General features: G+C 43.3%; 21 protein-coding genes and 2 riboswitches. Of the genes, 12 read left to right on the forward strand and 9 right to left on the reverse strand.

The window, feature by feature from the left end; genetic code table 11:
• Positions 1 to 19: 19 nt before the first annotated feature.
• Genes LG307_RS03035 through LG307_RS03045 form a run of 3 tightly spaced genes read right to left on the reverse strand, consistent with a single transcriptional unit; the run spans position 20 to position 3,186 of the window.
• Positions 20 to 1,267 (reverse strand): MFS transporter, encoded by a 1,248-nt coding sequence (locus tag LG307_RS03035; RefSeq protein WP_404447936.1) that lies wholly within the window; start codon positions 1,265 to 1,267, stop codon positions 20 to 22.
• A gap of 1 nt (position 1,268) precedes the next feature.
• A complete protein-coding gene (locus LG307_RS03040; RefSeq protein ID WP_404447939.1) occupies positions 1,269 to 1,916 on the reverse strand; it encodes a TetR/AcrR family transcriptional regulator in 648 nt (215 codons plus the stop codon).
• On the reverse strand, positions 1,903 to 3,186 hold the full coding sequence (locus tag LG307_RS03045; RefSeq protein WP_404447941.1) for a glycosyltransferase: 1,284 nt from the start codon (positions 3,184 to 3,186) through the stop codon (positions 1,903 to 1,905). Before LG307_RS03045 ends, LG307_RS03040 begins: the two co-directional genes overlap by 14 nt.
• Positions 3,187 to 3,747: 561 nt before the next feature.
• Here LG307_RS03045 and LG307_RS03050 point away from each other — a divergent pair.
• The gene (locus tag LG307_RS03050) at positions 3,748 to 4,104 is read left to right on the forward strand and encodes a YciI family protein (protein WP_404447944.1); all 357 of its coding nucleotides are present in this window, start codon (positions 3,748 to 3,750) and stop codon (positions 4,102 to 4,104) included.
• 72 nt (positions 4,105 to 4,176) lie between these two features.
• Here the strand turns inward: LG307_RS03050 and LG307_RS03055 are convergent, their stop codons facing one another.
• A complete protein-coding gene (locus tag LG307_RS03055; RefSeq protein WP_404447946.1) occupies positions 4,177 to 4,515 on the reverse strand; it encodes a DUF1048 domain-containing protein in 339 nt (112 codons plus the stop codon).
• Positions 4,512 to 4,856, reverse strand: coding sequence for a PadR family transcriptional regulator (locus LG307_RS03060; RefSeq protein WP_404447949.1), 345 nt, complete (start codon positions 4,854 to 4,856; stop codon positions 4,512 to 4,514). The genes LG307_RS03055 and LG307_RS03060 overlap by 4 nt, the downstream gene beginning before the upstream one ends.
• A gap of 153 nt (positions 4,857 to 5,009) precedes the next feature.
• Between LG307_RS03060 and LG307_RS03065 the strand changes: the two genes are divergently transcribed.
• From LG307_RS03065 to LG307_RS03075, 3 genes are all read left to right on the forward strand, one after another.
• Complete coding sequence (locus LG307_RS03065; protein ID WP_404447952.1) at positions 5,010 to 5,183, forward strand: hypothetical protein; 174 nt, start codon at positions 5,010 to 5,012, stop codon at positions 5,181 to 5,183.
• A gap of 95 nt (positions 5,184 to 5,278) precedes the next feature.
• Positions 5,279 to 5,776: a DinB family protein gene (locus LG307_RS03070; protein WP_404447955.1), complete on the forward strand. Its 498-nt coding sequence runs from the start codon at positions 5,279 to 5,281 to the stop codon at positions 5,774 to 5,776.
• 89 nt (positions 5,777 to 5,865) lie between these two features.
• The gene (locus tag LG307_RS03075) at positions 5,866 to 6,561 is read left to right on the forward strand and encodes an aspartate/glutamate racemase family protein (RefSeq protein ID WP_404447957.1); all 696 of its coding nucleotides are present in this window, start codon (positions 5,866 to 5,868) and stop codon (positions 6,559 to 6,561) included.
• 376 nt (positions 6,562 to 6,937) lie between these two features.
• On the opposite strand, the gene LG307_RS03080 is transcribed toward LG307_RS03075, so the two are convergent.
• The gene (locus LG307_RS03080) at positions 6,938 to 7,372 is read right to left on the reverse strand and encodes a hypothetical protein (protein ID WP_404447959.1); all 435 of its coding nucleotides are present in this window, start codon (positions 7,370 to 7,372) and stop codon (positions 6,938 to 6,940) included.
• 187 nt (positions 7,373 to 7,559) lie between these two features.
• On the opposite strand from LG307_RS03080, the gene LG307_RS03085 reads away from it, so the two are divergent.
• The 3 genes from LG307_RS03085 (at position 7,560) to tenA (ending at position 10,549) form a co-directional block, all read left to right on the forward strand.
• Positions 7,560 to 8,396 (forward strand): MBL fold metallo-hydrolase, encoded by an 837-nt coding sequence (locus LG307_RS03085; RefSeq protein WP_404447961.1) that lies wholly within the window; start codon positions 7,560 to 7,562, stop codon positions 8,394 to 8,396.
• A 15-nt stretch (positions 8,397 to 8,411) separates the two neighbouring features.
• Positions 8,412 to 9,545 (forward strand): zinc-dependent alcohol dehydrogenase, encoded by a 1,134-nt coding sequence (locus LG307_RS03090; protein ID WP_404447965.1) that lies wholly within the window; start codon positions 8,412 to 8,414, stop codon positions 9,543 to 9,545.
• Between the two features lie 96 nt (positions 9,546 to 9,641).
• Positions 9,642 to 9,745: riboswitch (TPP riboswitch) on the forward strand.
• A gap of 114 nt (positions 9,746 to 9,859) precedes the next feature.
• Positions 9,860 to 10,549 carry a thiaminase II gene (gene tenA, locus LG307_RS03095; protein ID WP_404447968.1) on the forward strand — a complete coding sequence of 230 codons (690 nt, stop codon included), beginning with the start codon at positions 9,860 to 9,862 and terminating at the stop codon, positions 10,547 to 10,549.
• 153 nt (positions 10,550 to 10,702) lie between these two features.
• Here the strand turns inward: tenA and LG307_RS03100 are convergent, their stop codons facing one another.
• The 3 genes from LG307_RS03100 to LG307_RS03110 all read right to left on the reverse strand — a co-directional run bounded on the left by LG307_RS03100 (position 10,703) and on the right by LG307_RS03110 (position 14,734).
• Positions 10,703 to 11,497: an alpha/beta hydrolase family protein gene (locus LG307_RS03100; RefSeq protein ID WP_404447970.1), complete on the reverse strand. Its 795-nt coding sequence runs from the start codon at positions 11,495 to 11,497 to the stop codon at positions 10,703 to 10,705.
• Positions 11,494 to 12,720 (reverse strand): threonine synthase, encoded by a 1,227-nt coding sequence (locus LG307_RS03105; RefSeq protein ID WP_404447972.1) that lies wholly within the window; start codon positions 12,718 to 12,720, stop codon positions 11,494 to 11,496. The genes LG307_RS03100 and LG307_RS03105 overlap by 4 nt, the downstream gene beginning before the upstream one ends.
• 112 nt (positions 12,721 to 12,832) lie before the next feature.
• A riboswitch (SAM riboswitch) is annotated at positions 12,833 to 12,936 on the reverse strand.
• 58 nt (positions 12,937 to 12,994) lie between these two features.
• Positions 12,995 to 14,734 (reverse strand): dipeptide ABC transporter ATP-binding protein, encoded by a 1,740-nt coding sequence (locus LG307_RS03110; RefSeq protein ID WP_404447975.1) that lies wholly within the window; start codon positions 14,732 to 14,734, stop codon positions 12,995 to 12,997.
• Between the two features lie 128 nt (positions 14,735 to 14,862).
• Here LG307_RS03110 and LG307_RS03115 point away from each other — a divergent pair, with 128 nt between their 5' ends.
• From LG307_RS03115 to LG307_RS03135, 5 genes are all read left to right on the forward strand, one after another.
• A complete protein-coding gene (locus LG307_RS03115; RefSeq protein ID WP_404447977.1) occupies positions 14,863 to 16,326 on the forward strand; it encodes an ABC transporter permease in 1,464 nt (487 codons plus the stop codon).
• 31 nt (positions 16,327 to 16,357) lie between these two features.
• Positions 16,358 to 17,851, forward strand: a complete 1,494-nt coding sequence (locus tag LG307_RS03120) for an ABC transporter permease (protein ID WP_404450363.1) — start codon at positions 16,358 to 16,360, stop codon at positions 17,849 to 17,851.
• Between the two features lie 57 nt (positions 17,852 to 17,908).
• Complete coding sequence (locus LG307_RS03125; protein WP_404447980.1) at positions 17,909 to 19,723, forward strand: ABC transporter substrate-binding protein; 1,815 nt, start codon at positions 17,909 to 17,911, stop codon at positions 19,721 to 19,723.
• A 794-nt stretch (positions 19,724 to 20,517) separates the two neighbouring features.
• The gene (locus tag LG307_RS03130; protein ID WP_168865628.1) at positions 20,518 to 20,811 is read left to right on the forward strand and encodes a PadR family transcriptional regulator; all 294 of its coding nucleotides are present in this window, start codon (positions 20,518 to 20,520) and stop codon (positions 20,809 to 20,811) included.
• A complete protein-coding gene (locus LG307_RS03135; protein WP_404447982.1) occupies positions 20,808 to 22,001 on the forward strand; it encodes a DUF2812 domain-containing protein in 1,194 nt (397 codons plus the stop codon). The genes LG307_RS03130 and LG307_RS03135 overlap by 4 nt, the downstream gene beginning before the upstream one ends.
• The last annotated feature ends 30 nt before the right edge of the window (positions 22,002 to 22,031 follow it).

Consider the following 22,031-nt stretch of genomic DNA (forward strand, 5'->3'; position numbering starts at 1 on the left):
GTTTACTACTTCCTTTCTTTTATAGAGCTGGTTCTTCTGTCGGTACTCTCTTTCTATAAATCTGTCTTACTCCTAAACTAATAATCAGAGTCAGGATGCCGACGCCGAAGATGAGCAGGTATATCTGACTGGAGAATCCGTCGACGAGAACACCGAAAAGCATTTGTCCGATCGGGACAGCAGTTGTTCCGGCAGTGATTTGGATGGCCATAACTTTTCCAATCAGGTTGCTAGGTGTTTCTTCTTGGATCTTGGTGTTGATAAAAATGTTAACTACTGTTAAGGCAAACATGACGAGCATGGAACTTACCGTTACTATCAGGTATTGGACAAAGGGGCTGGAAATGAGGCTGGTCGTTCCGGCTGCCATGGCAAAATAAACTCCGGCACAGCCCAAAATCCATAAATACAAGTTGCTCACCTTGATCTTGCCTTTTAGCAGGCCAATGGTCATGGCGGAAAAAATGATGCTTAAGGAAATGCCGGACTGCGTGAAGCCAAAGAATGTGTCTGGCATGCCAAACAGAATTTTTATCATATAGGGCAAGCCCACAAAGAACATAGGAGCAATAAATAAGCTGACAATGAATGTGACCATAATGCTTTTTAGAATGAATCGATTATCGTGAATGATATACATAAGTCCTTCTTTGATATCGGAAACAACCATTTTCACCAGCGGCTGCGGAGGCCTCTTTTCAAAAGGGATCTTTATGAACATTTCCATGACAGCTGCGAGGAAGAAGCAGATCGCACTGACAATGACGATCGCTTTGATGCTCACGAAGCTGTACAGGACGCCTCCGACAATCGGTCCGATGAAATTGGAAATGGACATGACACCTGAGATGACGCCATTGCTTTTTAGTAATAATTCTTTCGGTACCAGTACCGGGATGCTTGATTGAACGGCAGGTTGGTACATCGCACTGATTAGTGTCAGGGCGGTCATCAGGATGGCGATAGCGACGACGGTCACATTATCGGTAAAGAGTATGACGGCAAAAGCGGCAATGAGTGTGCCGGTGATAATATCAAGGGTCACCATCAACTTTTTCTTATCAAAACGGTCAGCAATGGCGCCCCCGACAGGTGAAATGAAGATCGTCGGCACAATGGAAAGGGCCAATATCGTCCCGAAAATGGTGGCCGATCCCGTCAAATCCAGAATATAAAGGGACAGGGCAAATCGGAGGACAGAGGCTCCGAACATGGAGATGACCTGCCCGACTACCATAAGCTTGAAATGACGATTGAATTCTTTCATATTATTCCCCCGCTAAAAGTTTTTGGAGTGCAGTTGATAATACGCTTATTTGCCTGCTGATTTTCTCTGTTAGTTCTTCCGATGGTTTAGAAGCGAGGTCTGGATGATGGATCAGACCCGTCATATACACTTCAATCAGCGTTAACACTTCTTCCTTTTGCATCGTTGTCTTAAACGTACCAGTCTTTAACTGTTCTACGAGAAATGCAGCAAAAGACTTCTGCAGATATTGAAGATTGGACACTTCGTTTAGTTGACCCTTCACTGTTTCAAATCTCGCAGGATCTTTTGAATACAGGGAAATAAGTTCGTAATAAATCGAGCCATCTTTCTTTATGGAAGCAACGATGTGCTGACCGATGATGCGAAGAAATTGGTCCAGCTTTTCCGCAGGCTCTGACTGACTCTGAAAAAGGACGTCAACCCGCTCCTTGATCGAAGAAGTCAATGTTTCTTGGTTCAAGATTGCGACAAACACTTCATCTATATTAGCGAAATATTTATAAACGCCACCCTGGCTCATTCCAGATTCCATCACAATATCCCGCATTGCCACTTCATAGACGGGCTTTCGGCTGCAAACCCGCTTTGCCGCATCTACTATTTCTGCTTTTTTCCGTTCTGCATGTTCAGGTTTAACTTTTGGCATGAATGTTACCCTCTTTCTGGTTAATTTTTATCGTTTCCAAGATAAGCTTCGCTGCTTTTTGGGCACCGTGTTCTGCTTTTACGTTCGTTCCTAATTGCCTTGCCTTTTCTTGAACAGAAGCTGTTTGCGTGAAGCGGATGGCTTCTGTAAGTTTTTCTGTAGTCAATTCCTTTCTCGGTATAGCATTGGCGCCAACTCCCAATTCATTCATTCTTCTGCCCCAAGCAAACTGATCGTTTCCAAACGGAATAATCACTTGCGGAACACCGGAACGTAAAGCCGCTGCTGTCGTGCCAGCACCTCCGTGGTGGACGACGGCAGACATATGAGGGAAAAGCCATTCATGCGGAACACTCTTCACAAAGAAGACATCCTTTGTATTAGGCCTTTCATCCATTCCGCCGCCAGCATTGATAATGGCGCGTTTTCCTGTTGCCTTCAATGCGCCAAGCACCATGTCCGTTGATTCCTTAGCCCGTTTTTTATCCCCGACACTACCAAACCCGACATAGATTGGGGCGTCCCCAGCTTCTAAAAATTGTTGCAGCTCCTCGGACGGCTGATAGTCGCTTTGGTCCTCAATGAACCAATTGCCAAAAGCGTGCACATGCTCCGGCCAGTCCTTTGGAACAGGAAAGACGCTAGGACTCACGGAGATGATGGTAGGGTTATTTTTCGTCCGCTGCTTCGGATAAGGGTTCGTAAATCCTTTTGGCAGCTCGCCGAACTTTTCTGTCCAATAGCGCTTAAACCCTGTATTGGCCATCTTCCAAAATCCTTTCTCAAAGACAAGGTGTGTCAGTTTATTGGAAAGCTTCCCAAGCCGCACCTTGTCATAAAAAATGATTGCAGGATATTCATTGGTCGGAACCATTGGGAAGGGGGAGGCAAGTATGCTTGGAATCCCCATCTCTTTAGCCACAAAATAACCAAGTGGCGAACCTGGATGATAGACGATTGCATCCGCACCCTCGCACGCTTTATGCTGATCTTCCTGAGCCCCCACCATCAAATCCATCAAGTCGTCATTCTTTAAACTGGAGAAAAACTTAAAAGGATTATCCGCCTCTTTTACCACACCACTTTCAATGATCTTGGCGACATCCCCGCGGATCTCAGCATAATCAAATCCATAACTCTCCACCAGTCCCCGATAAGACTCGGAAGCGGCGATTCGCACGTCTAGACCAAGCTTCTTTAATTCCAATCCAAGTGCAATATATGGCTGTGTATCCCCGCGAGTCCCGCTCGCTAACATTGTAACCAACATATATAAAACCTCCTGTGAGATGTGTTTAAAAATTTATAACGACAACGTTGTCGTTTTTTATTATAGGGCAGATTCTTTTGGGAGTCAATAGTAAAATGACAGTGTTGTCGTTTTTGTGGGTGTGTGGGTGATTTTTAGGTTTAAGTGGGGCGTTCTCTTCGCGGGACGGAAGGGGGAGAATGCTACTCCTTAGATAATTGGAGTAAAATTGAGTGATTTTAACCGGAAAATGCTTGTTTTTTATGGTTGGAATTTAGGTTCGGTCACTTTTCATCTCGCTTCGGACAAAATTTGTTGTGATTAAGAGAGGTTCGGTCAAATTACCTCGGGGGTTCGGTCAACTTTTACCAGGGGTTCGGCCAATTGTATTTTTGGTTCGGTCAAATTCGTGAAGACTTCGGTCAACTTTCCAAAAACTTCGGACAAAATCGCAAAAACTTCGGTCAAATTTCAGAAATCTTCGGACATTTACAAAGATAGGCCTGTACCGATAGTCAATCCGCGTTATATCATATTACCTAATAAAGCATTTAAATAAGTAACAAAAAGGAGGATCTCTTCATGTTATTCATGCTAATCGTCAAAGCATCAACAAACTCAGAAACCGGAAACCGCCCGAATCCCGAGCTGAATGAAGCCATGTCGAAATACAACGAAGAATTAGTAGAGGCGGGCGTGCGAGTGATGGCAAAAGGACTACATCCAAGCTCAAACGGCATGCGCATTTCGTTCCCAGAGCAAGGAGGGGAGCCGGTGGTGACAGAGGGGCCATTCTCTGAACCGAACAACCTGGTTGCCGGTTTCATTTTGATTGATGTGGAGTCGAAGGAAGAAGCCATAAAGTGGGCAATGCGAATGCCGGATCCTCAAGGTTTTGGGGAAGGGCAAATTGAATTGCGCCAGGTGTTTGAATTTTAAGTTAGAATAGGGTCAAGCAAAAGGCGCGGTGACTTGTGAAAAAGTGGGTCACCGTGCCCTTCAGCCCTCCCGTTATCCGCGACCAATCGTATCGTTCAACTTCTTCCGATACTTGTCTTTATATGTTTCCGTATCCTTCACAAGTTCATCGCAGAAAGCTGCCACGTCTTCTCCTGTGAGGTCTGTTACTTTTTTGCCTTCTGCTGCGCCTTGCTCGAAAAGTTCTAGAATGCCACCAAATATACGACTGCATTCCCTCCAGTCAGTAGGCCCGCCAGCGGTCCACATATACTTTTGGATTGCGTAGTATGCGTTGCGGTACTCAGTAGGAAGGGCTTTCGCGCGCGCCTCCATTTCTCTCCATTCCTTTTTGTCGTTTAAACTTCCGATGATTTTCTCTAAAAAGCTCATAGTATCTCTCCTTTTGATAAGTCTTTTGTTTTCAGTTCGTTGATTTTGCTTGAAACGAACTCCCATTTTCCCCAAAACGTTTTAAGGTGTTCTTGGCCAGCTGCATTAAGTGTGTAAAACTTTCTCGGCGGTCCTATGGTGGATGGCTTTTTCTCGATGTTCACCAGATTGTTTTTCTCAAGGCGCATCGTAATCGTATAAACAGTGCCTTCCACCACATCTGTGAAGCCAAGTGCCCGTAGTTGTTGCGTAATCTCATAGCCGTACGTTTCGCCTCGGCTGATGATTTCCAGCACACAACCCTCCAGCACTCCCTTCAGCATTTCTGTAATATTATCCAAATCTATCCCACCAATCAGGTATTCTGTATTACTTATTACTAGTATATAGTAATACATAGTAGTGGTGCAAGTAGAGAATTTTGCTTTTTGGAAAAAACATTAGAAGAATAATAAGTAGACCAGAAAAATAAGGTGCTCTTAAATGGATTATTTATGCCAGATGAAGTTGGTGAGTTATTATCAGTGGAAAGGAAAGACGCCAGGTCCATCATCTGGCATCCATTAAAGCGAATTGAAAAAGATTGTAAAATCCTTTGGAGTTTACAACGCAAGTTAGAAGTGGTCGGCCTGCTGTCCACGTGTACCAAATTATTTTTAGCTTTGTAGGCATTGAGAGAAGCGGATGGTTGGCAGAACGTGGTAGAATTATTTGAAGGATTGTTTAAAAGGTAGAGTTTTCCTAAATTTAAGGAGGGAATGGAATGTTTACTTCAGTAAATGATTTTCTAAATGAATGGAAACAAGAAGCAGCTGTTACACAAAAATTGTTGGATGTGCTGACAGATGAATCGTTGAATCAGGAAGTTTCCCCAGGATTATACAGTGTTGGTAGCCTTGCTTGGCATATTACAGGATCCGTTTACTACTTTCCTGCTCAAGTTGGTATAAAATTTGAGGTTCCTGATCTTCAAAAAGAGACCCCAAAATCAGCTGCTGAAATCAGCGAGACATACAAAACAATAAGTCAGCGCTTTACACAAGCATTTTCTGAACAAGTTACAGACGAAAATATGAACAAAATGGTGAATTTATTTGGCGGAGACATGCCACTTCAGGCTGTTTTTCGTCTGCTGATTCAACATCAGGCACATCATCGCGGTCAATTGAGTGTCCTTATGAGACAGGCAGACTTGAAAATTCCTGGAGTGTATGGTCCTAGTAAAGAAGAATGGGAAGCGATGAATGCTCAAAAGAGCTGATATCGTCATGATGCAAAAAGCCGGCGCACGCCGGTTTTTTGTATTGGCTGTTATCTTAAACTATGAATATGGATAATGGAGTGGATAAAATGAAGGTTATTGGTCTTATTGGCGGAATGAGTTGGGAATCTTCTGTTGAATATTATCGGATTATCAATCAAGAGGTTAAGAGAAGGTTGGGGGGATTACATTCAGCGAAATGTCTATTATACAGTGTCGATTTTCATGAAATAGAACGTTACCAATCAGAAGGCTCCTGGGAAAAGGCCGGTGAAGTGTTAGGTGATGCCGCGTGTTCTTTAGAAATGGGGGGAGCGGACTTTATTGTCATTTGTACCAACACGATGCACAAAGTTGTAAATGACATCCAATCAAAAATAACTATTCCCCTATTGCATATCGCAGATGCAACCGCAGCTCAGATTAAGGAGAAAGGTATAAATTCGGTTGGATTACTAGGCACAAGGTACACTATGGAACAAGATTTTTATAAATCTCGGTTGGAGATGAACGGAATAAAAGTCATTGTACCAAATGAAAAGGAAAGAGAGATTATAAACAAAGTCATTTATGAAGAGTTATGTTTGGGAAAGATTCAACAAAAATCAAGGGATTACTATAAAAAAGTCATCCAGGACTTAATCGAATCTGGTGCCAAAGGAATTATTTTAGGCTGTACAGAAATTGGTTTATTGGTAAAACCGGAGGATTCAGATGTTCCTCTATTTGACACAGCTCACATCCATGCTTTTGAAGCTGTGAATACGTCATTGAATGAAAAATAGTCTTATGTGATAAAGAAATAAAACCTATTTTAATAAAAACTCCCGGGACTGGTTTAATAATAATTAGGAGTGGGAAAATGAAGAAAATGACGTTATGGGGAAGAGAACTTTTTTTCGTATACTCTTGTCTTCTCTAATAGTAAAAAAATGATTAAAATTAGGTCAATAAAAATAATACTGTTAATCAAATAATAAAAATTCACAAAAAAGAGGTGATGGAATACTTGAACAAATCCAGAAATAATTCCAAAACTACACAAACAAAAGAAGAGGAATTCTTAATTTCCAATACATAGGATTACCTACCTTTTTTTAATAAAGGGGACAAGCAACGTGCCTCGACTTCAAATAATCCTCCAAAAGATAATATAAAATCCTATATAAATGCTAAAAGAAAAGCAATACCCCAGCTTCCTACAAAAAAGATCAAACTTGAAATAAAATATAAACTAATATCAGGGGAACTCGCCGCTTCGTATTGATGTCCATAATCGTTATTGGTAAGAAATTTTGCGACGGTACCTTGAGAATTTGTGCTGGCCTTCCTTGTAATGTTTGTCATCCACCCTAACCCAAAGAGACACAGGCTGGAGATAAAAATAGTATCAATGAACTTCCAGTTTCCGAGTAAACTGATGACATAAGTGCCGCTTATCATTAATGAAAGCAAGATAACAATGATTGTGCTATTTAGGTATTTAGGGTTAATACGTTTTTGTAAAACTTTGCTGATAAAGTCGATTGAAAAAGCTGCTAGTGTAAAAAGGATTAAAAGAATAATCGTAAATGCCACACTATAGTAATAATTCATTCCCCTCACCTCCAAAGTAACTTCACATCGTATATCTCTTTTACGTTTAGAATGGAGTAAAGTTCCAGTAATTAAAGAAAAATGAGTCACCGTGCCTGTCCCCTCGACTCTCTCTCCAAAAAAATGTTTATCCCCCGCCCCCTTAACAAATACTATCCAGGTACATACAGGATAGGAGTGTTAAAAGATGTCTCAAGATATGAACTACAGCCATGACAACAAATTTATCCCGGTTACATCCATCGCTTCACATAGTGGAAAACATGTCACCGAAGATTTGTATTACTACACGAATCAAGTAGTGAATATTTACATCTACGGAAACTCAGATGGCTGGGTACTGATAGATACAGGCATGCCAAAGTCTGCGGGAGAAATCCTTTCTGTAGTGGAGAACCATTTAGGAAAAGGTGCACGCCCAAAAGCAATCATTTTGACGCACGGACATTTTGATCATGTCGGGGCATCGGTGGAGCTTGTGCGGCATTGGGAGGTACCGGTGTATGCGCATGAGCTGGAGCTTCCTTACCTGACCGCCAAAAGCAATTATCCAGAGCCGGATCCGAGAGTAGAAGGGGGCCTCGTTGCGAAAGTGTCCTCCTATTTTCCCAACGAATCAACCGATCTCAGAGAGCATGTCCATGCACTGCCTGCGGACGGTACTGTACCGGGTATGGAGGGCTGGCGCTGGATTCACACGCCAGGTCACACGCCGGGACACGTCTCTCTGTTTCGCGAGTCAGACCGCACCCTCATCGCAGGGGATGCCTTTGTCACGGTGAGGCAGGACTCGCTCTATAAAGTGCTTGTGCAGCAACAGGAAGTATGCGGGCCGCCGCGATATTTTACAACGGATTGGCACGCGGCATGGGAATCGGTGAAAAAGCTGGAAGCGTTAAAGCCGCAAGTTGCTGTCACCGGTCATGGACCTGCTATGGAAGGGGAAGAGTTGGCCAATGGACTTACAAAACTTATACAAGATTTTGAATCAGTCGCTATCCCTGACTACGGAAAATATGTATAACAAAAGGAGAACATCATGAAAGCAGTCACTTACCAAGGGAAAAACACAGTAGTCGTAAAAACAGTAGAAGCCCCGAAAATTCAAGATCGTGAAGACGTCATTATCAGAATAACGTCCACCGCCATCTGTGGGTCGGACCTTCACCTGTATCAAGGGAATTTCCCATTGCCAATCGGCTATATCATCGGGCATGAACCGATGGGGATCGTGGAGGAAGTGGGACCAGACGTGACAAAGGTGAAAAAGGGAGATCGGGTGGTCATCCCATTTACCGTTGCGTGCGGGAGATGCCATTACTGTGAGCACGAACTGGAAAGTCAATGCGATAACTCTAACCCGCACTATGACTCTGGCGGCTATTTCGGCTATTCCGAGAAATTCGGAAATCACCCAGGAGGACAAGCAGAATACCTGCGGGTGCCGTTTGGCAACTATACCCCATTCCTGATTCCGGAGGACTGTGAGCTGGAGGATGAATCACTCCTCCTCTTATCTGACGTCCTGCCAACTGCCTACTGGAGCGTGGTGAATGCCGGTGTGAAAGAGGGAGACACGGTCATTGTCCTAGGATGCGGACCAGTTGGTCTCATGGCCCAACAATTCGCCTGGCAACAAGGTGCCAAGCGAGTCATCGCCGTCGATTACATCGGCAACAGGCTCCAGCATTCCAAGCAATACATGCAAACAGAAGTCTTCGATTTCACTAAATATGACGATATGGGCGAAACCCTCAAGGAACTGACCAAAGGCGGAGCAGACGTTGTCATCGACTGTGTCGGAATGGACGGTAAAAAGTCTCCGCTGGAATGGGTTGAGCAGAAAATGAAGCTGCAAGGCGGAACACTCGGTCCAATCCAAATTGCCACCAAAGCCGTGCGAAAAGCAGGGACTCTGCAAATTACTGGTGTGTATGGTGGATTGTACAACATGTTCCCACTAGGGCCGTTTTTCAGCCGGAACATCAACATCAGAATGGGGCAGGCGCCGGCGCGTCACTTTATGCCGCATCTTTATGATCAGATTAAGAGTGGGAAGATTGATCCGACCAAGATCATTACACATAAAATGTCGCTGGATGAAGCAGCACATGGATACGACATTTTTAACAAAAAAGAAGATGACTGTATTAAGGTGATTTTGAAGCCTTGATGGTGCAGGGACTTCGACCGTCTTAGGTCAAGGTCCATGTACCTAAAGAAAAAAATGCTTGGAATAAATAACTATATATTGTAATATATTCATATGAATATCCACTAGGGGAGCCAATAGGCTGAGACGGAGCTTTACGCGACGGACCCTTTGAACCTGATCTGGGTGATACCAGCGGAGGAAAGTGGTGCATTGAGTTTAGTACGTACATATTCTCATGCTCCTCTTTCCCATGGAAGAGGAGTTTTTTTCGTTTTGAAACTTCTGTGGGAAAAGGTGGGTATTCTCCTAAAAAATTTTGAGGAGGAATACACATGAAGTTTTCTGAGCAGTTACGAAGAGAGGCAGATCCCATTTTTCAGGCTATTTTTGAACACCCGTTTGTAAAAGGGATCGGGGAAGGAAATGTACCAAAAGAGGCACTTATTCATTATGTAGAGCAGGATTTTGAGTATTTATCGACTTTTTGCAGAATTTATGGGCTGGCTGTTTCTAAATGCACCGACCGAGAGGATATGGCATTTTTCCAACAACAAATTGGGTTTGTGTTAAACTCTGAGGTGCATCCACACAATAATTTTTGTGAAGTAGCTGGCGTGCGTTATGAGGATTTACAAAAAGCACCACTTGCCCCGACTGCCCACCACTATACCCGTCATATGATGGAAGCAGCAGCAAACGGGACACTGGGCGAAACACTTGCTGCCCTCGCCCCTTGCCCTTGGACCTATTGGGAGATTGGGAAAAAGCTTATCCAAGAAGTGAAGCCAACACCTGCCCACCCTTTCTATGAATGGATCATGTTTTACGGAAACGAGGAAGTGACGTCGATCACACAAGTGTTCATGGACAAAATTGATGCTTGTGCAGCCACTGCAGGTGAAGAAGAAAAACAACGTATGCGAGACCACTTTATAACCAGCACACAATTAGAACACCAATTTTGGACAATGGCTTATACGCAGGAAAAGTGGCCAGTTGCGTTGGATCGGGTGGGGGTTTAGAAAGGTAGATTAGTAACATTAGGGGACTGTGTTTTATCAATTGAAGCATTAGACATAAAGAAAAGCTTGAAACATGCAGGTGATCATGATGATTACCTGCATGTTTTTGAGTTTTAGTGTTTAAGCGACCGAAGCATGCATACAAAAACTGGGTCAGCGTGCCTGTCCCCTCAACCCTCCCTCAACCCCGATGAGCCAGTCTTGGGTGATGCTCATTAACTGGTGGAAGGTGGTGGTGCTGGAGTAGGTGTGGGTGGCGTGTTGGATGGTGTGGAGTTGGCAGCTTCCGTTAGTTCGTGTTGTAAAGGCGTTGGCGTATTCGGTTGCGTATTGAACATGGATGTCTTCGTCGTCCTCCCCGTGAATGATAAGAACATCCCCCGAAAAGAAAGGGCAGAGCTCAATTGGTTGATAGTTCGCTAAAGAGGCGATGAAAGCATCAGACAGGAAGTATCCCTCGTATTCATGAAGGTTGTTGCCGGACTTCTGGATGATCTCGCAAATATCTTTAGAAGGGTTACCGACAGCAGACCAAAGAATCAGTCTTTTGACATCAGGCTCTTTTAAAGAGGCGAGGGTAGCCACCGCACCGCCTAGGCTATGTCCTACAAAAGTGATCGAATGAGGATCCACCCTGCGCAATGTTTTAGCAAAGCGCAGAACTGCCCTCGTCTGCTCGATAAAACAATCGAATGTGTTGGATCCGTAATCCCCCTCACTTTCCCCGCACCCGGCATAATCAAACCGGATCACCACATAACCGACTTCCGTCAAAGCGTCACAAGTCTTGACGAAAAGTCGATTCACGCCCACCTTCGAACCGATAAAACCATGGCAAATAATGACCACGGGAAAAATAGCTTTCTTATCTGAAAAATAGGAAGGAGGGTAGTCAACAGATACAGACAGATTTATTTCATTCCAAGTTAGATTCAGGTGATTTCTCAATGGTACTCCTCCTTTATGCGCTCGCCTTTTTCTAAGGTTGGAATCGTTTTAGACAGAACGGTTTCCGGATATTTAATTCCCATCCCTGTATTCAGGCAGAGCACCTGCTCATCATGTGAGATCCAGTTACTTTCCCGCAGCTTTGTTGCCGCAGCAATGGTAGCGGCTCCCTCTGGACAGATGAATTGCCCTTCCTCTTGTGCTACCTTCCGCTGATAAATCTCGATATCCGCTTCAGACACTGCAATAGCTGTTCCGTTTGTTTTGGCGATTGCCTCCAACACAAGAAAGTCCCCGAGTGCTTTTGGCACATTGATTCCAAAAGCCTTTGTTTGGGAATCTTCCCAAAATACTGATGAGGATTCTCCTGCTTCATGTGCTTTTACAATAGGAGCACACCCTTCCGATTGAACGGCTACTAGCCTAGGCAGCTTGTCGTTTTCCAGCCAGCCAAGCTCCTGCAGCTCCCTAAATGCTTTATAGATTCCAATCAACCCAACCCCGCCACCAGTTGGATAGAGAATGACATCCGGAAGCGACCAATTAAACTGTTCTGCAATTTCATAGCCCATCGTTTTCTTGCCTTCTATTCGATACGGCTCTTTTAATGTAGAAGCATCATAACAATCATGCTCCTGTACAAATGCTGCAACAGCTTTGCCGGCATCACTGATAAGTCCATTGATTAAGTAGAGCCTGCCACCTGAGATAAGGACCTCTTTTCTAGTGATTTCGGGTGCTTCTACGGGCATCACGATATGTGCCTTAATTCCCGCCTTCGCAGCGTACAAGGACCAAGCCGCCCCGGCGTTTCCGTTTGTCGGCATTGCCAGTTCCGTTACACCGAGTTCCTTTGCCTTGGAAATTCCCACTGCAGCCCCTCTGGCCTTAAAAGAACCACTTGGAACGAGCCCTTCGTCTTTTAAAAATAAAGAGGGAAGAGAACTGCGGGATCCTAGCCTGTTAAGCGATGTGATGGGGGTGAATCCCTCCCCTAAAGAAACTACATTTTCTTTTTGTAACACAGGCAAAAACTCATGATAACGCCAAAGCGAAGATTCCCGCCCATTCAGAGACTCTTTAGAAACCTTAGATTTAGCTTTGGCTAAGTCATAACGAACCAACAGGGGAGAGCCACATGAACAAAGTTGGGTTTTATCGTTAATGGAGTAGGTGTTCTTGCATTTAGGACAGCTGAGATGTGTAGCGTAGCTATGTGTCATTCTTTTTCCTCTCCTTTTTTATAATTATTCCAATGAGTTTACTTGGTATTAATGTCAAAAAAATAAGTCCTCTCCAAGAAAAGGAGAGGACTTATGAAAACATCCGATTTCTTCCTTATCTCTCAGGCTTCCACCTGCTGGAATTAGCACCTTCTCACGCTGAAGAGGTTGCTGCGGGATCATAAGACCAGTTCTTCCCCCGACTCTTTATAAGGATTTAGTTGTTAAAAATACCATACAAGAACTCTATGGTTGTGTCAATATTTTGTTAGTATCATATGACTTCCAGTTTGGAAGGTACCGCTACCCAATGACCTTTTGTGATTTCTACTAGTTCGGAAGCCTGAAGCCCGTATTTATCTTTCTCGTCTGATTCCTGCATGAGCTTAGTGCTTCTGTTGTACTCAATTTTAGGGTTAGGAATCGGTATTGCCTCTAATAAGGACTTCGTATAGGCATGTTGAGGATTGTTATAAAGCTCCTCGCTTTCTGCCAATTCGACGATTTTTCCTTTGTACATCACCGCTACTCGATCACTGATATGTTTGACCATGGAAAGGTCATGTGCGATGAAGAGATAGGTCAACCCAAGGTTCTTTTGAAGATCTTCTAATAGCGTGACAATCTGTGCCTGGATGGAAACATCTAGTGCAGAAAGTGGCTCATCACAGACAATGAAGCTCGGCTCTACTGCGAGCGCACGTGCAATTCCAATCCGTTGTCGCTGACCGCCTGAGAATTCGTGCGGATAACGTTCAGCGTGAAAGGATGAAAGTCCCACTAGCTCTAATAATTCCTCGACCCTTTTTCTTCGTTGAGCGGAGCCTGTTGTTAGTCCATGAAGGTCCAATGGCTGCCCGATGATGTCTTCCACTTTATATCTTGGGTTTAGGGAGGAGTATGGATCTTGGAAAATCATTTGCATATGTTTGCGCATGTGTTTTAGTTCTTTCTTGTTTAGACGATTCAGTGGGAGGCCTTTATATAACATTTCTCCGGCAGTTGGTTCGTGCAGTCTCAGTAAAGCTCTCCCTGTGGTGGATTTTCCAGAACCGGACTCGCCGACAAGCCCCAAAGTCTCCCCTTGGTAAATCTCAAACCCGATATTGTCTACAGCTTTTAACACATTGCCTTTGCCTAAAGGAAAGTATTTCTTTAGGCCTCTCACTTGAATGAGCGGCTCTGCTTGAAAGGCAATGGACGGGGCTTTCTTCTTCTTCTTTTCATCAAGTCTTGGCAGGGCATGGAGCAGTTTTTTTGTATAAGGATGCTGAGGCTTTTCAAAAATATCCACCGTGTTTCCTTGTTCTACAATCTCTCCGTCTTTCATCACCAGCACCCTATCACACATACGGGCAACGACACCAAAGTCATGTGTGATCAGTAATATCGAAGTATGGAATTTCTTTTGCATGTCTTTCATCAAATTTAAAATTTGAGCTTGGATGGTTACATCAAGCGCGGTAGTTGGTTCATCTGCTATTAGCAAAGCAGGATTGCAGGCAAGGGCTATGGCGATGATTACCCGTTGTCGCATGCCTCCTGAGAATTCGTGTGGATATTGGGAATAGCGTTCCTCGCTGTTTAGTATCCCAACAAGCTTTAACATGTCGATAGCTTGAATTTTAGCATCGGATTTGGAAAGGTTTTGATGCTTTAAGATGCTTTCCTTCAACTGTTTTCCGATGGTCATGGTCGGATTTAGTGACGTCATTGGGTCTTGGAAGATCATGCTGATATGTCGTCCCCTGATATCCTCCATCTCTTTTTCTGTTTTGGTTAACAGATTCTCCCCTTGAAAGAAAATCTCCCCTGATTTTATGAAGGATGGGGGAGTGGGTAGCAATTGCATAATGGATTTAGCGGTTACACTTTTCCCGCTCCCTGATTCCCCGACAATGCCTAGGGTTTCCCCATTTTTAATCGAAAAGCTTATGTTCTTTACAGCATCAAATTCTGATTTGCCTGTTCGAAAAGAGACGCTTACATTCTTTAAATCTAGTAGTTTATCCAAATACAACCACCATCCGAGCGAATAAATTTTTATAAAAAAAAGAATATTTTATATTGTAATATATTAGAATTAAACTATACTATACCTATCGGAATTTAGCAATTTAAAGTAAGGAGGCGAAAAAACTATTGTTGGAACCAGCGAAACAGGCTAATCAGAAGCAACTGGATGATACCAGAGCCACATCAAATGGACTACAGCTGATATATGAAAAATTATGTCGTGCCCCCATTTATAAATGGTTAGTATTACTTCTGGGGATCCCAATTGTTGTATGGATTTACGGGCTTTATTTAATAAAAAGAAGAGATGATCCTTATGCCGAAGTCTACGAGAAAGTAAAGGGACAGTTAGAGGTAGAAGGTATCTATGAGCAGTTGGTAAGTAAGTATACAGCTCAAATCAACCAAAAGAATCGCTTCTTTCAGGAGAAGGTCAATTCCGCGAACGTCGCAAAGGAAGCAACGAGATGGGCGGATGAAAATTATAGGGAGATAATAAACGCAGAAGTGGATAGGCAATTGCGGAGTACAGCGAAACAGAGGGTCACGTTTGATCACGTTTTTACGGAATTGTTGGGAAAAAGGATGTTTGTCCTTCTTACATTCGTTCCAGGAGTGTTCATGTACTTATTGATGTATGTGTTTGGAAATCCCTATCAGAAGTTTATCGTGGAAAGATTGGCAATGAGTGTTTTTGTTGTCTTAGGTGTCGCGTTTTTTGTCTTCACCATCCTTTATTTATCGCCGTTCCAGCCGGCTGCCAATATACTTGGAGAGTCGGCAACACCTGAACAGATTGCAGCCTTCAATAGGTTATATGGGCTTGATCAGCCATATTTCGTCCAACTTTGGAGTGCGTTAAAAGGAATTGTTACCTTTGATTTGGGAACATCTTTTACAGGAAATGAAAATGTGGCAGACAGTATCTTCCGCCGATTCCCGATTACGATGGTCTTGGCTGTGATTTCCTTATTGATGGCAATCATGATTGCCATTCCGATTGGGATCATTGCGGCAACGAAACCAAATTCTTTTTTCGATTATACCTTTATGTTCATTGCCCTAATTGGCTTATCCATCCCGAATTTTTGGCAGGGATTGATATTTATCCTTAACTTCTCTATTAAACTACAATGGTTACCGGCTACTTTCAGTCCAACGAATTGGCTATCCATCATTATGCCGGCCGTTGTGCTGGGGACAGCGCTTACGGCTTCCATTGCCAGGATGACCCGTTCATCTACCCTTGAAATCATTCATGAAGATTACATGTTGACGGCCAAAGCAAAAGGTTTATCCAAGCAACAGGTACTGTGGAAGCATGGAGTGAGAAATGCCATGATTCCGATCATTACTGTCATTGGCTTGTTATTTGGCGGAATGCTAGGTGGTGCGGCTGTCACTGAGAAGGTATTTAATATTAGTGGAATCGGTAGCTTTATTGTGGATAAGCAATTTATCCCTGATATTCCGAGTGTAATGGGTGGGGTTGTCTATATCGCGATCACCATCTCACTTGTCAACTTATTGATTGATGTTCTTTACGCGTTCTTTGATCCACGTATCCGGACAAAAATGAAACACTATTAAAGTAGGTGATGCTTTGAAAACAGAACTAGAAATGATACCGGAATATGTAAAAGCACATTCCCTGAAGCTTTCTGCAGAATACAAACAGTCAGGGTTCGCCTTGATCATGTCGGCGGTTGTAGCGGTTGTCCTCCTTTTTGTTTCATTTGATATCCAATCGAAGGAAGTGAATCAACCGTTATTCCTTGTATTCAGTACTTATGCATTTTTTACCCTTATTCAACTGGCAATATGGTGGAAGGTGAGACGGGATATCACAAAGGTTGGCTATGTCCTTCCTGCAACTAGAAAACTAGGAATCTTCCAGATAGTAAGTATTCTGACAGGTAATATATTTACAGGAGTGGCTGGATTCTTATTGGCAAAGCAAAAGACAACGCCGGAATATGTGTATGGTACATATATGCTTGTGACACAATTCTTCATCATTGGCGTTTCAGCCTTAAATATATTTAAACCTTATGTCGCCGACAGCTTCCCACTAGCGATGTTGATTCTTTTAATCATCCTGTTTATTTACGTTTTGACAGTTGGGTTGTTAGCGGCGGATGTCCTGGAAAAACGGAAAGGGCTGGCAGTTTTCTTGGCTATCATCCTTTTCACTACAGCAATCACAGGGAATCTTTTTGCGCTTCTCACAGGGTATCTCATTTTAAAGAAGCGATTTGGATTAGAAAGAGCGGTAAACAAAGCCTTTTATTCCGTATTAGAAAAATTGGCCACTAATTCCACCGCAATGTTAGGTATGTTCTTTATCCTATTTGCGTTTACCCTTTCTATATGCAGCTACTTTACCTTTGATTATAGCCTTGCGATCGAAAATAATTATGCATCCATCCTGCAGTCTCCAAGTCTAGTTTATCCATTGGGTACAGATAATTTCGGGAGAGACCTCTTTTCTAGGATTGTCTTTGGTGCAAGGATTTCCCTGATTGTCGGGATCATATCTACCTTTATTCCATTTGTGATCGGAGGCGCGCTTGGTGCGATCTCTGGTTATTACGGCCGTCATACAGACAATGTCATCATGAGGCTGTTGGATATTTTATATGCGATTCCAGGAATCCTGCTTGCGATTGTCATCATAGCTGCATTTGGTTCCAGCACCACCACATTGATTATAGCCTTAAGTGTAGGCGCCATCCCGACATACGCGAGGACCATGCGTGCCAACGTGTTGATGGTGTCCAATTATGAATATGTTGAATCTGCAAGAGCGCTTGGAGCAAGTAATCTTTCTATTATTTTTCGTGAAATCGTCCCTAACTCCATGGCCCCGATGATTGTGAAATCCTCTTTAACCGTAGGGGGAGCTGTCATCGCAACGAGTAGTTTAAGCTATCTTGGCCTCGGGATTGAACCGCATATCCCGGAATGGGGAAATATTTTGAAGATTGGTAGTACGTATTTAGAGTCCCATTCATATTTAGCAATTTACCCCGGCTTAGCGATCATCCTTTTGGTGCTTTCCTTTAACTTTCTAGGAGATGGGTTAAGGGATGCGTTAGATCCCCGGGTCGATTGATAGATAGGTGGTCTTACACCACCATATACAACCTTTAAGAAATAGGAGGAGATTTAATTGAAAAAATCATTTTTAGCGCTTGTATTGATTGCCGTTTTGGTTTTATCCGGCTGCTTTAATACAAAATCAAGTGTAAGTGAACAAGAATCAGCAAACGACGGAGTGAGCGAAAGTGGTTCACAAGTCGAAATCGAAGTATTGGGGATGTCGAGCTCAGAAGATGACCTCAATATTGTAAGAGATCAATTAGAGAAAAACGGATTCAAAGTTAAATTAAACATACAGCCAGACTATGGAAGCTTTACGTCCCAAAAGGATGCAGGCAATTATGATATTGCCCACTCTAGTTGGACGACTGTGACAGGAAATCCTGACTATGCAGTACGCGCGCTCTTCAAAACAGACGGAGCAAACAGCATCATGTCCGATGAGGAAGTAGACAAATTGATCGACCAGGCGAGTACCGAAACACAGGAGGAATATGCATCCACTTATAAGGAGTTAGAACAACGACTTGTGTTTGATAAGGCATATATCGCACCTCTTTACAACTCATTTAAAGCGCAAGGTGTCAACTCGGAAGTCTTAAATGAAGAAACAGTTCGGTTGGCTAAGTCACGTGCAGTAGCGTGGGAAACGATAGACTTTAACGATACAAGTAAAAGAGAGTCCACTGCGCTTGTGACACAACAACCGATCGGCACCCTTACCTCCCTTGACCCGATCAAAGGAAATGATGGTTCCATCAACACGTTAAATACGAATATGTATGTCCGCTTAGTCAACTTAACAGACGATGATGTCGTGACATCAGACGGGTCCCTGTCTTTAAATCACGTGATTGCAGAAGGAAATGCAGAGTATTACTTCTTGCTTAGAGATGATATCAATTTTGCTAAAATTACAGACGGAGCAGCAGAAGACACAGGCGAAAGAGTCGGTGCAGATGATGTAATCTTCTCCTTGCAACGTGCAAGCAATGTAGACTCTGTTCCAGATCACCGCACATACAGCCTTCACGAGCATATTGAAGATGCTGAGCTTGTGACAGATGTGGCAGAATTAGAATCTGCAAAGCAATCTTTAGGCGAAGGAACAGTAAAAGAAGCTTTGGAACAAAATCTTGACATAAAAATCAGCGAGTTAGTGGCAGATAAAAACGATGCAAACAATCAAGAAGGGAAATACCAAGTGGTCAAAGTAACCACTTCCAAACCATTCCCACAAGTATTGAACTACCTGGCGCACCAATCAGCGGGGATTGTTTCCAAGAAGCAAGTAGAAAGCATCAATACGTATGATGTGGCAAGCTTCGACCCAACAAAGGATGTTCCATACGGAGACCAAAATACGGTTACAGAGGGTGGACAATACGACAACCACCTATATGCGAGCGGACCATACATCCTTAACAGCAAAAACGATTATGAAGCAACTTTCTTGAAAAACCCAGCCTACATGACAGGTACAGAATACGAGGCGAAAATCTCAACCGTCACTGTTCGCTTCATCCAAGATCCAGACAGTGCCTTATCCGCACTACGAAACGGTGAAATCCACCTATTTAACGGCGTGCCTGAAACAAAATATGATGTAGTCAAAGGCGATGAAAAACTATTCCTTCAAAAAAATGACAGCAATGCCGTTGCTTACTTGCTTTTCAACACTAAAAATCGCGAAGTATCCGATAGTGAAAACCTAAGAAAAGCAATCTTGCATTCTATCAACCAAGACGAAATCATCAGCTTCTACCAGAACAACAAGAAAAAAGCAGTTTCCACTGTCAGCCCACTGGTAGACACAGGAAATGAATTGAAAGCCGACCCGGAAAAAGTGAAAGAATATTTGAAGAAGTATCAAGAAGGGGAATAAGGCTTAGGGGACCGGTGGGTCGAGGGGTCAGGTTCCTCGGCCCATTTTATAAGAGTATAAGTACGCTCCATGCAGGTGATTGCACATAGGTCACCTGTATTTTTTATGGGGGGGAAAGGGGAGGGGAGATATTCTACTCCTGTTAAGGGGGTTTGTTAGTTGGGCAATGGTTTTAAGTGGAAATACACTGTTTTTGAATGAAAATTGCGCTGTTTTTACTGAGGTGGACTCTCGTTAGGTCACTTTTTATCTTTCTTTGGACAATAAATGGTGGTAAATTCGTTAGGTTCGGACAAAATATCTAGAGGGTTCGGCCAACTTTTCATAGGTTGAATTTTTGGTTCGGTCAACTTTACGAAAACTTTGGTCAACTTATGAAAAACTTCGGACAAATTCGCGAAAACTTCGGTCAACTTATCAAAAACTTCGGACAAATACCAAAAATCATACAATCAAAAGCAAAACTTCCCAGGCTTTCGTCTACCCTTCACCTCTTCTAGAATAACAAAATTTAAACAAACGTTGGTTTAAATGAAAACCAATCCCCGAAACAAAAGACTTTAAAACCATTCGCCAAAGCTCAACCATTTTCGCAATCTATATTAAGATAGCTTTACCCTCGCCCCCTCACCCAAACTGGGCAACCGTGCCTGTCCCCTCAACCCAAAAACCCCTTGTATAATTATGTCACGACGTGATATAGTCAAACTACGACATATGTCACAACGCGACACACTTGAAAGATAGAGGTGACTACATTGGATCTTTCCAAAATCATAAAAAAGTACATACCCATGACCGAAACGGCGTTCTACATCTTGCTCTCATTAACAGAACCACGCCATGGCTATGGCATCATCAAACACGTTGAAGAAATATCAAACAACAGAATTCGCCTTGGCTCTGGAACCATCTATGGAACCCTGACGAAAATGCAAAAGGATGGGGTCATTACGGTGTTTGCCGATGCCGAGCGAAAAACGGTGTACGAAATCACCGATAGCGGCAAAGAGCTGATCACCGCAGAGATAGAGCGATTGAAGGAGCTTCACGGAAACGCATTGAAGTACGAGGGGGAATTTAAATGAAAACGGTCACCAAACCATTATGGAGCTATGATGTGCAAAAAACCGAGCAATGGCTCACCGACCAGGCAAAGGCAGGCTATCACCTAACACAGCTACACCGCTTCAAACGTCGCTTCACATTCAAAGAGGGCAATCCAAAAGACGTCACATACCGAATCGGTTACGACAAAATAAAACCAGCCACTTTATCCAACACCATGCGCAATGACGGTTGGGAAAAGGTCACCGAAAGCGGCAAATGGTATGTAATAGCAAACGATAGACTGCAGGCAGAAGTGACCACTTCCACCAGTCGCGATGCTATCATCAAGCGCAATAACTATATCTTTTACGCATTCATGGCCATACTCATTTACATAACAGGTGCTACGCTGGCTAACATCGCCCTCTTCTCCACCGCCTATATCGCAAGTGACGGTAACGTGGAAGTAGAGGAAAGCCCATACTGGATCATCACCTACATCGCCGGAACCTTAGCAACGGCTTTCTACTTTTTCATGATCTACTCCGTCTGGAAAATAAAGAAGACAAACAAAGCGCTATCACAAGAGAACCAAACAACATATTCGCCCCAACACACCCTAGAAAAGAAAAACTTTACCAAAGCAGAAGAAAAACAATGGAAGCGCGATGGCATCATCATCAAACGCCGCAAGTTCGGCTGGATGTACTCACCAGACAAACTGGAAAAATGGCTGGAACAAATGGCAGCTGAAGGGAATCGTCTCCACCGTGTCAGCAAACTTGGCACCACCTTCTACTTCAGAAAAGGCGAGCCACAACATATCAAATTCAGTGCAGACTACCAAAATCTATCAAATGACAGCTATTATGAGATTCATAGACAAGCAGGTTGGAAGGATATATTCAGCTCCAAGGGTGCCCTTCAAAAATGGACGATCTGGAGCAAGGAATATGAAGAAGGCGAAACACCACCAGCCTTATACAGCGACAAAACACACAAGCTCAAGCAAGCCAAGAAAGTCGCCTTCTCTTATACCGCAATCTTCCTACCGATGGTTCTTACGTACATGTTCATCGCCAGCATGAACATAGGCTTTCTGTTCCGAAAAGAAGAGGCGTGGACGTTACATGATACCAATACCATTATGTTTTTCATCTGTATCCTCATGTTTGGGACATTCATCATGAAGACTTGGATGTATTACTTTAGGCTGCGGAGAGCTTGAGGCTAGAGGAAGCAATAAAAAATGACCATT

The organism is Sutcliffiella horikoshii, assembly GCF_044809035.1.
GTDB classification, from domain to species: Bacteria; Bacillota; Bacilli; order Bacillales; family Bacillaceae_I; genus Sutcliffiella_A; species Sutcliffiella_A horikoshii_G.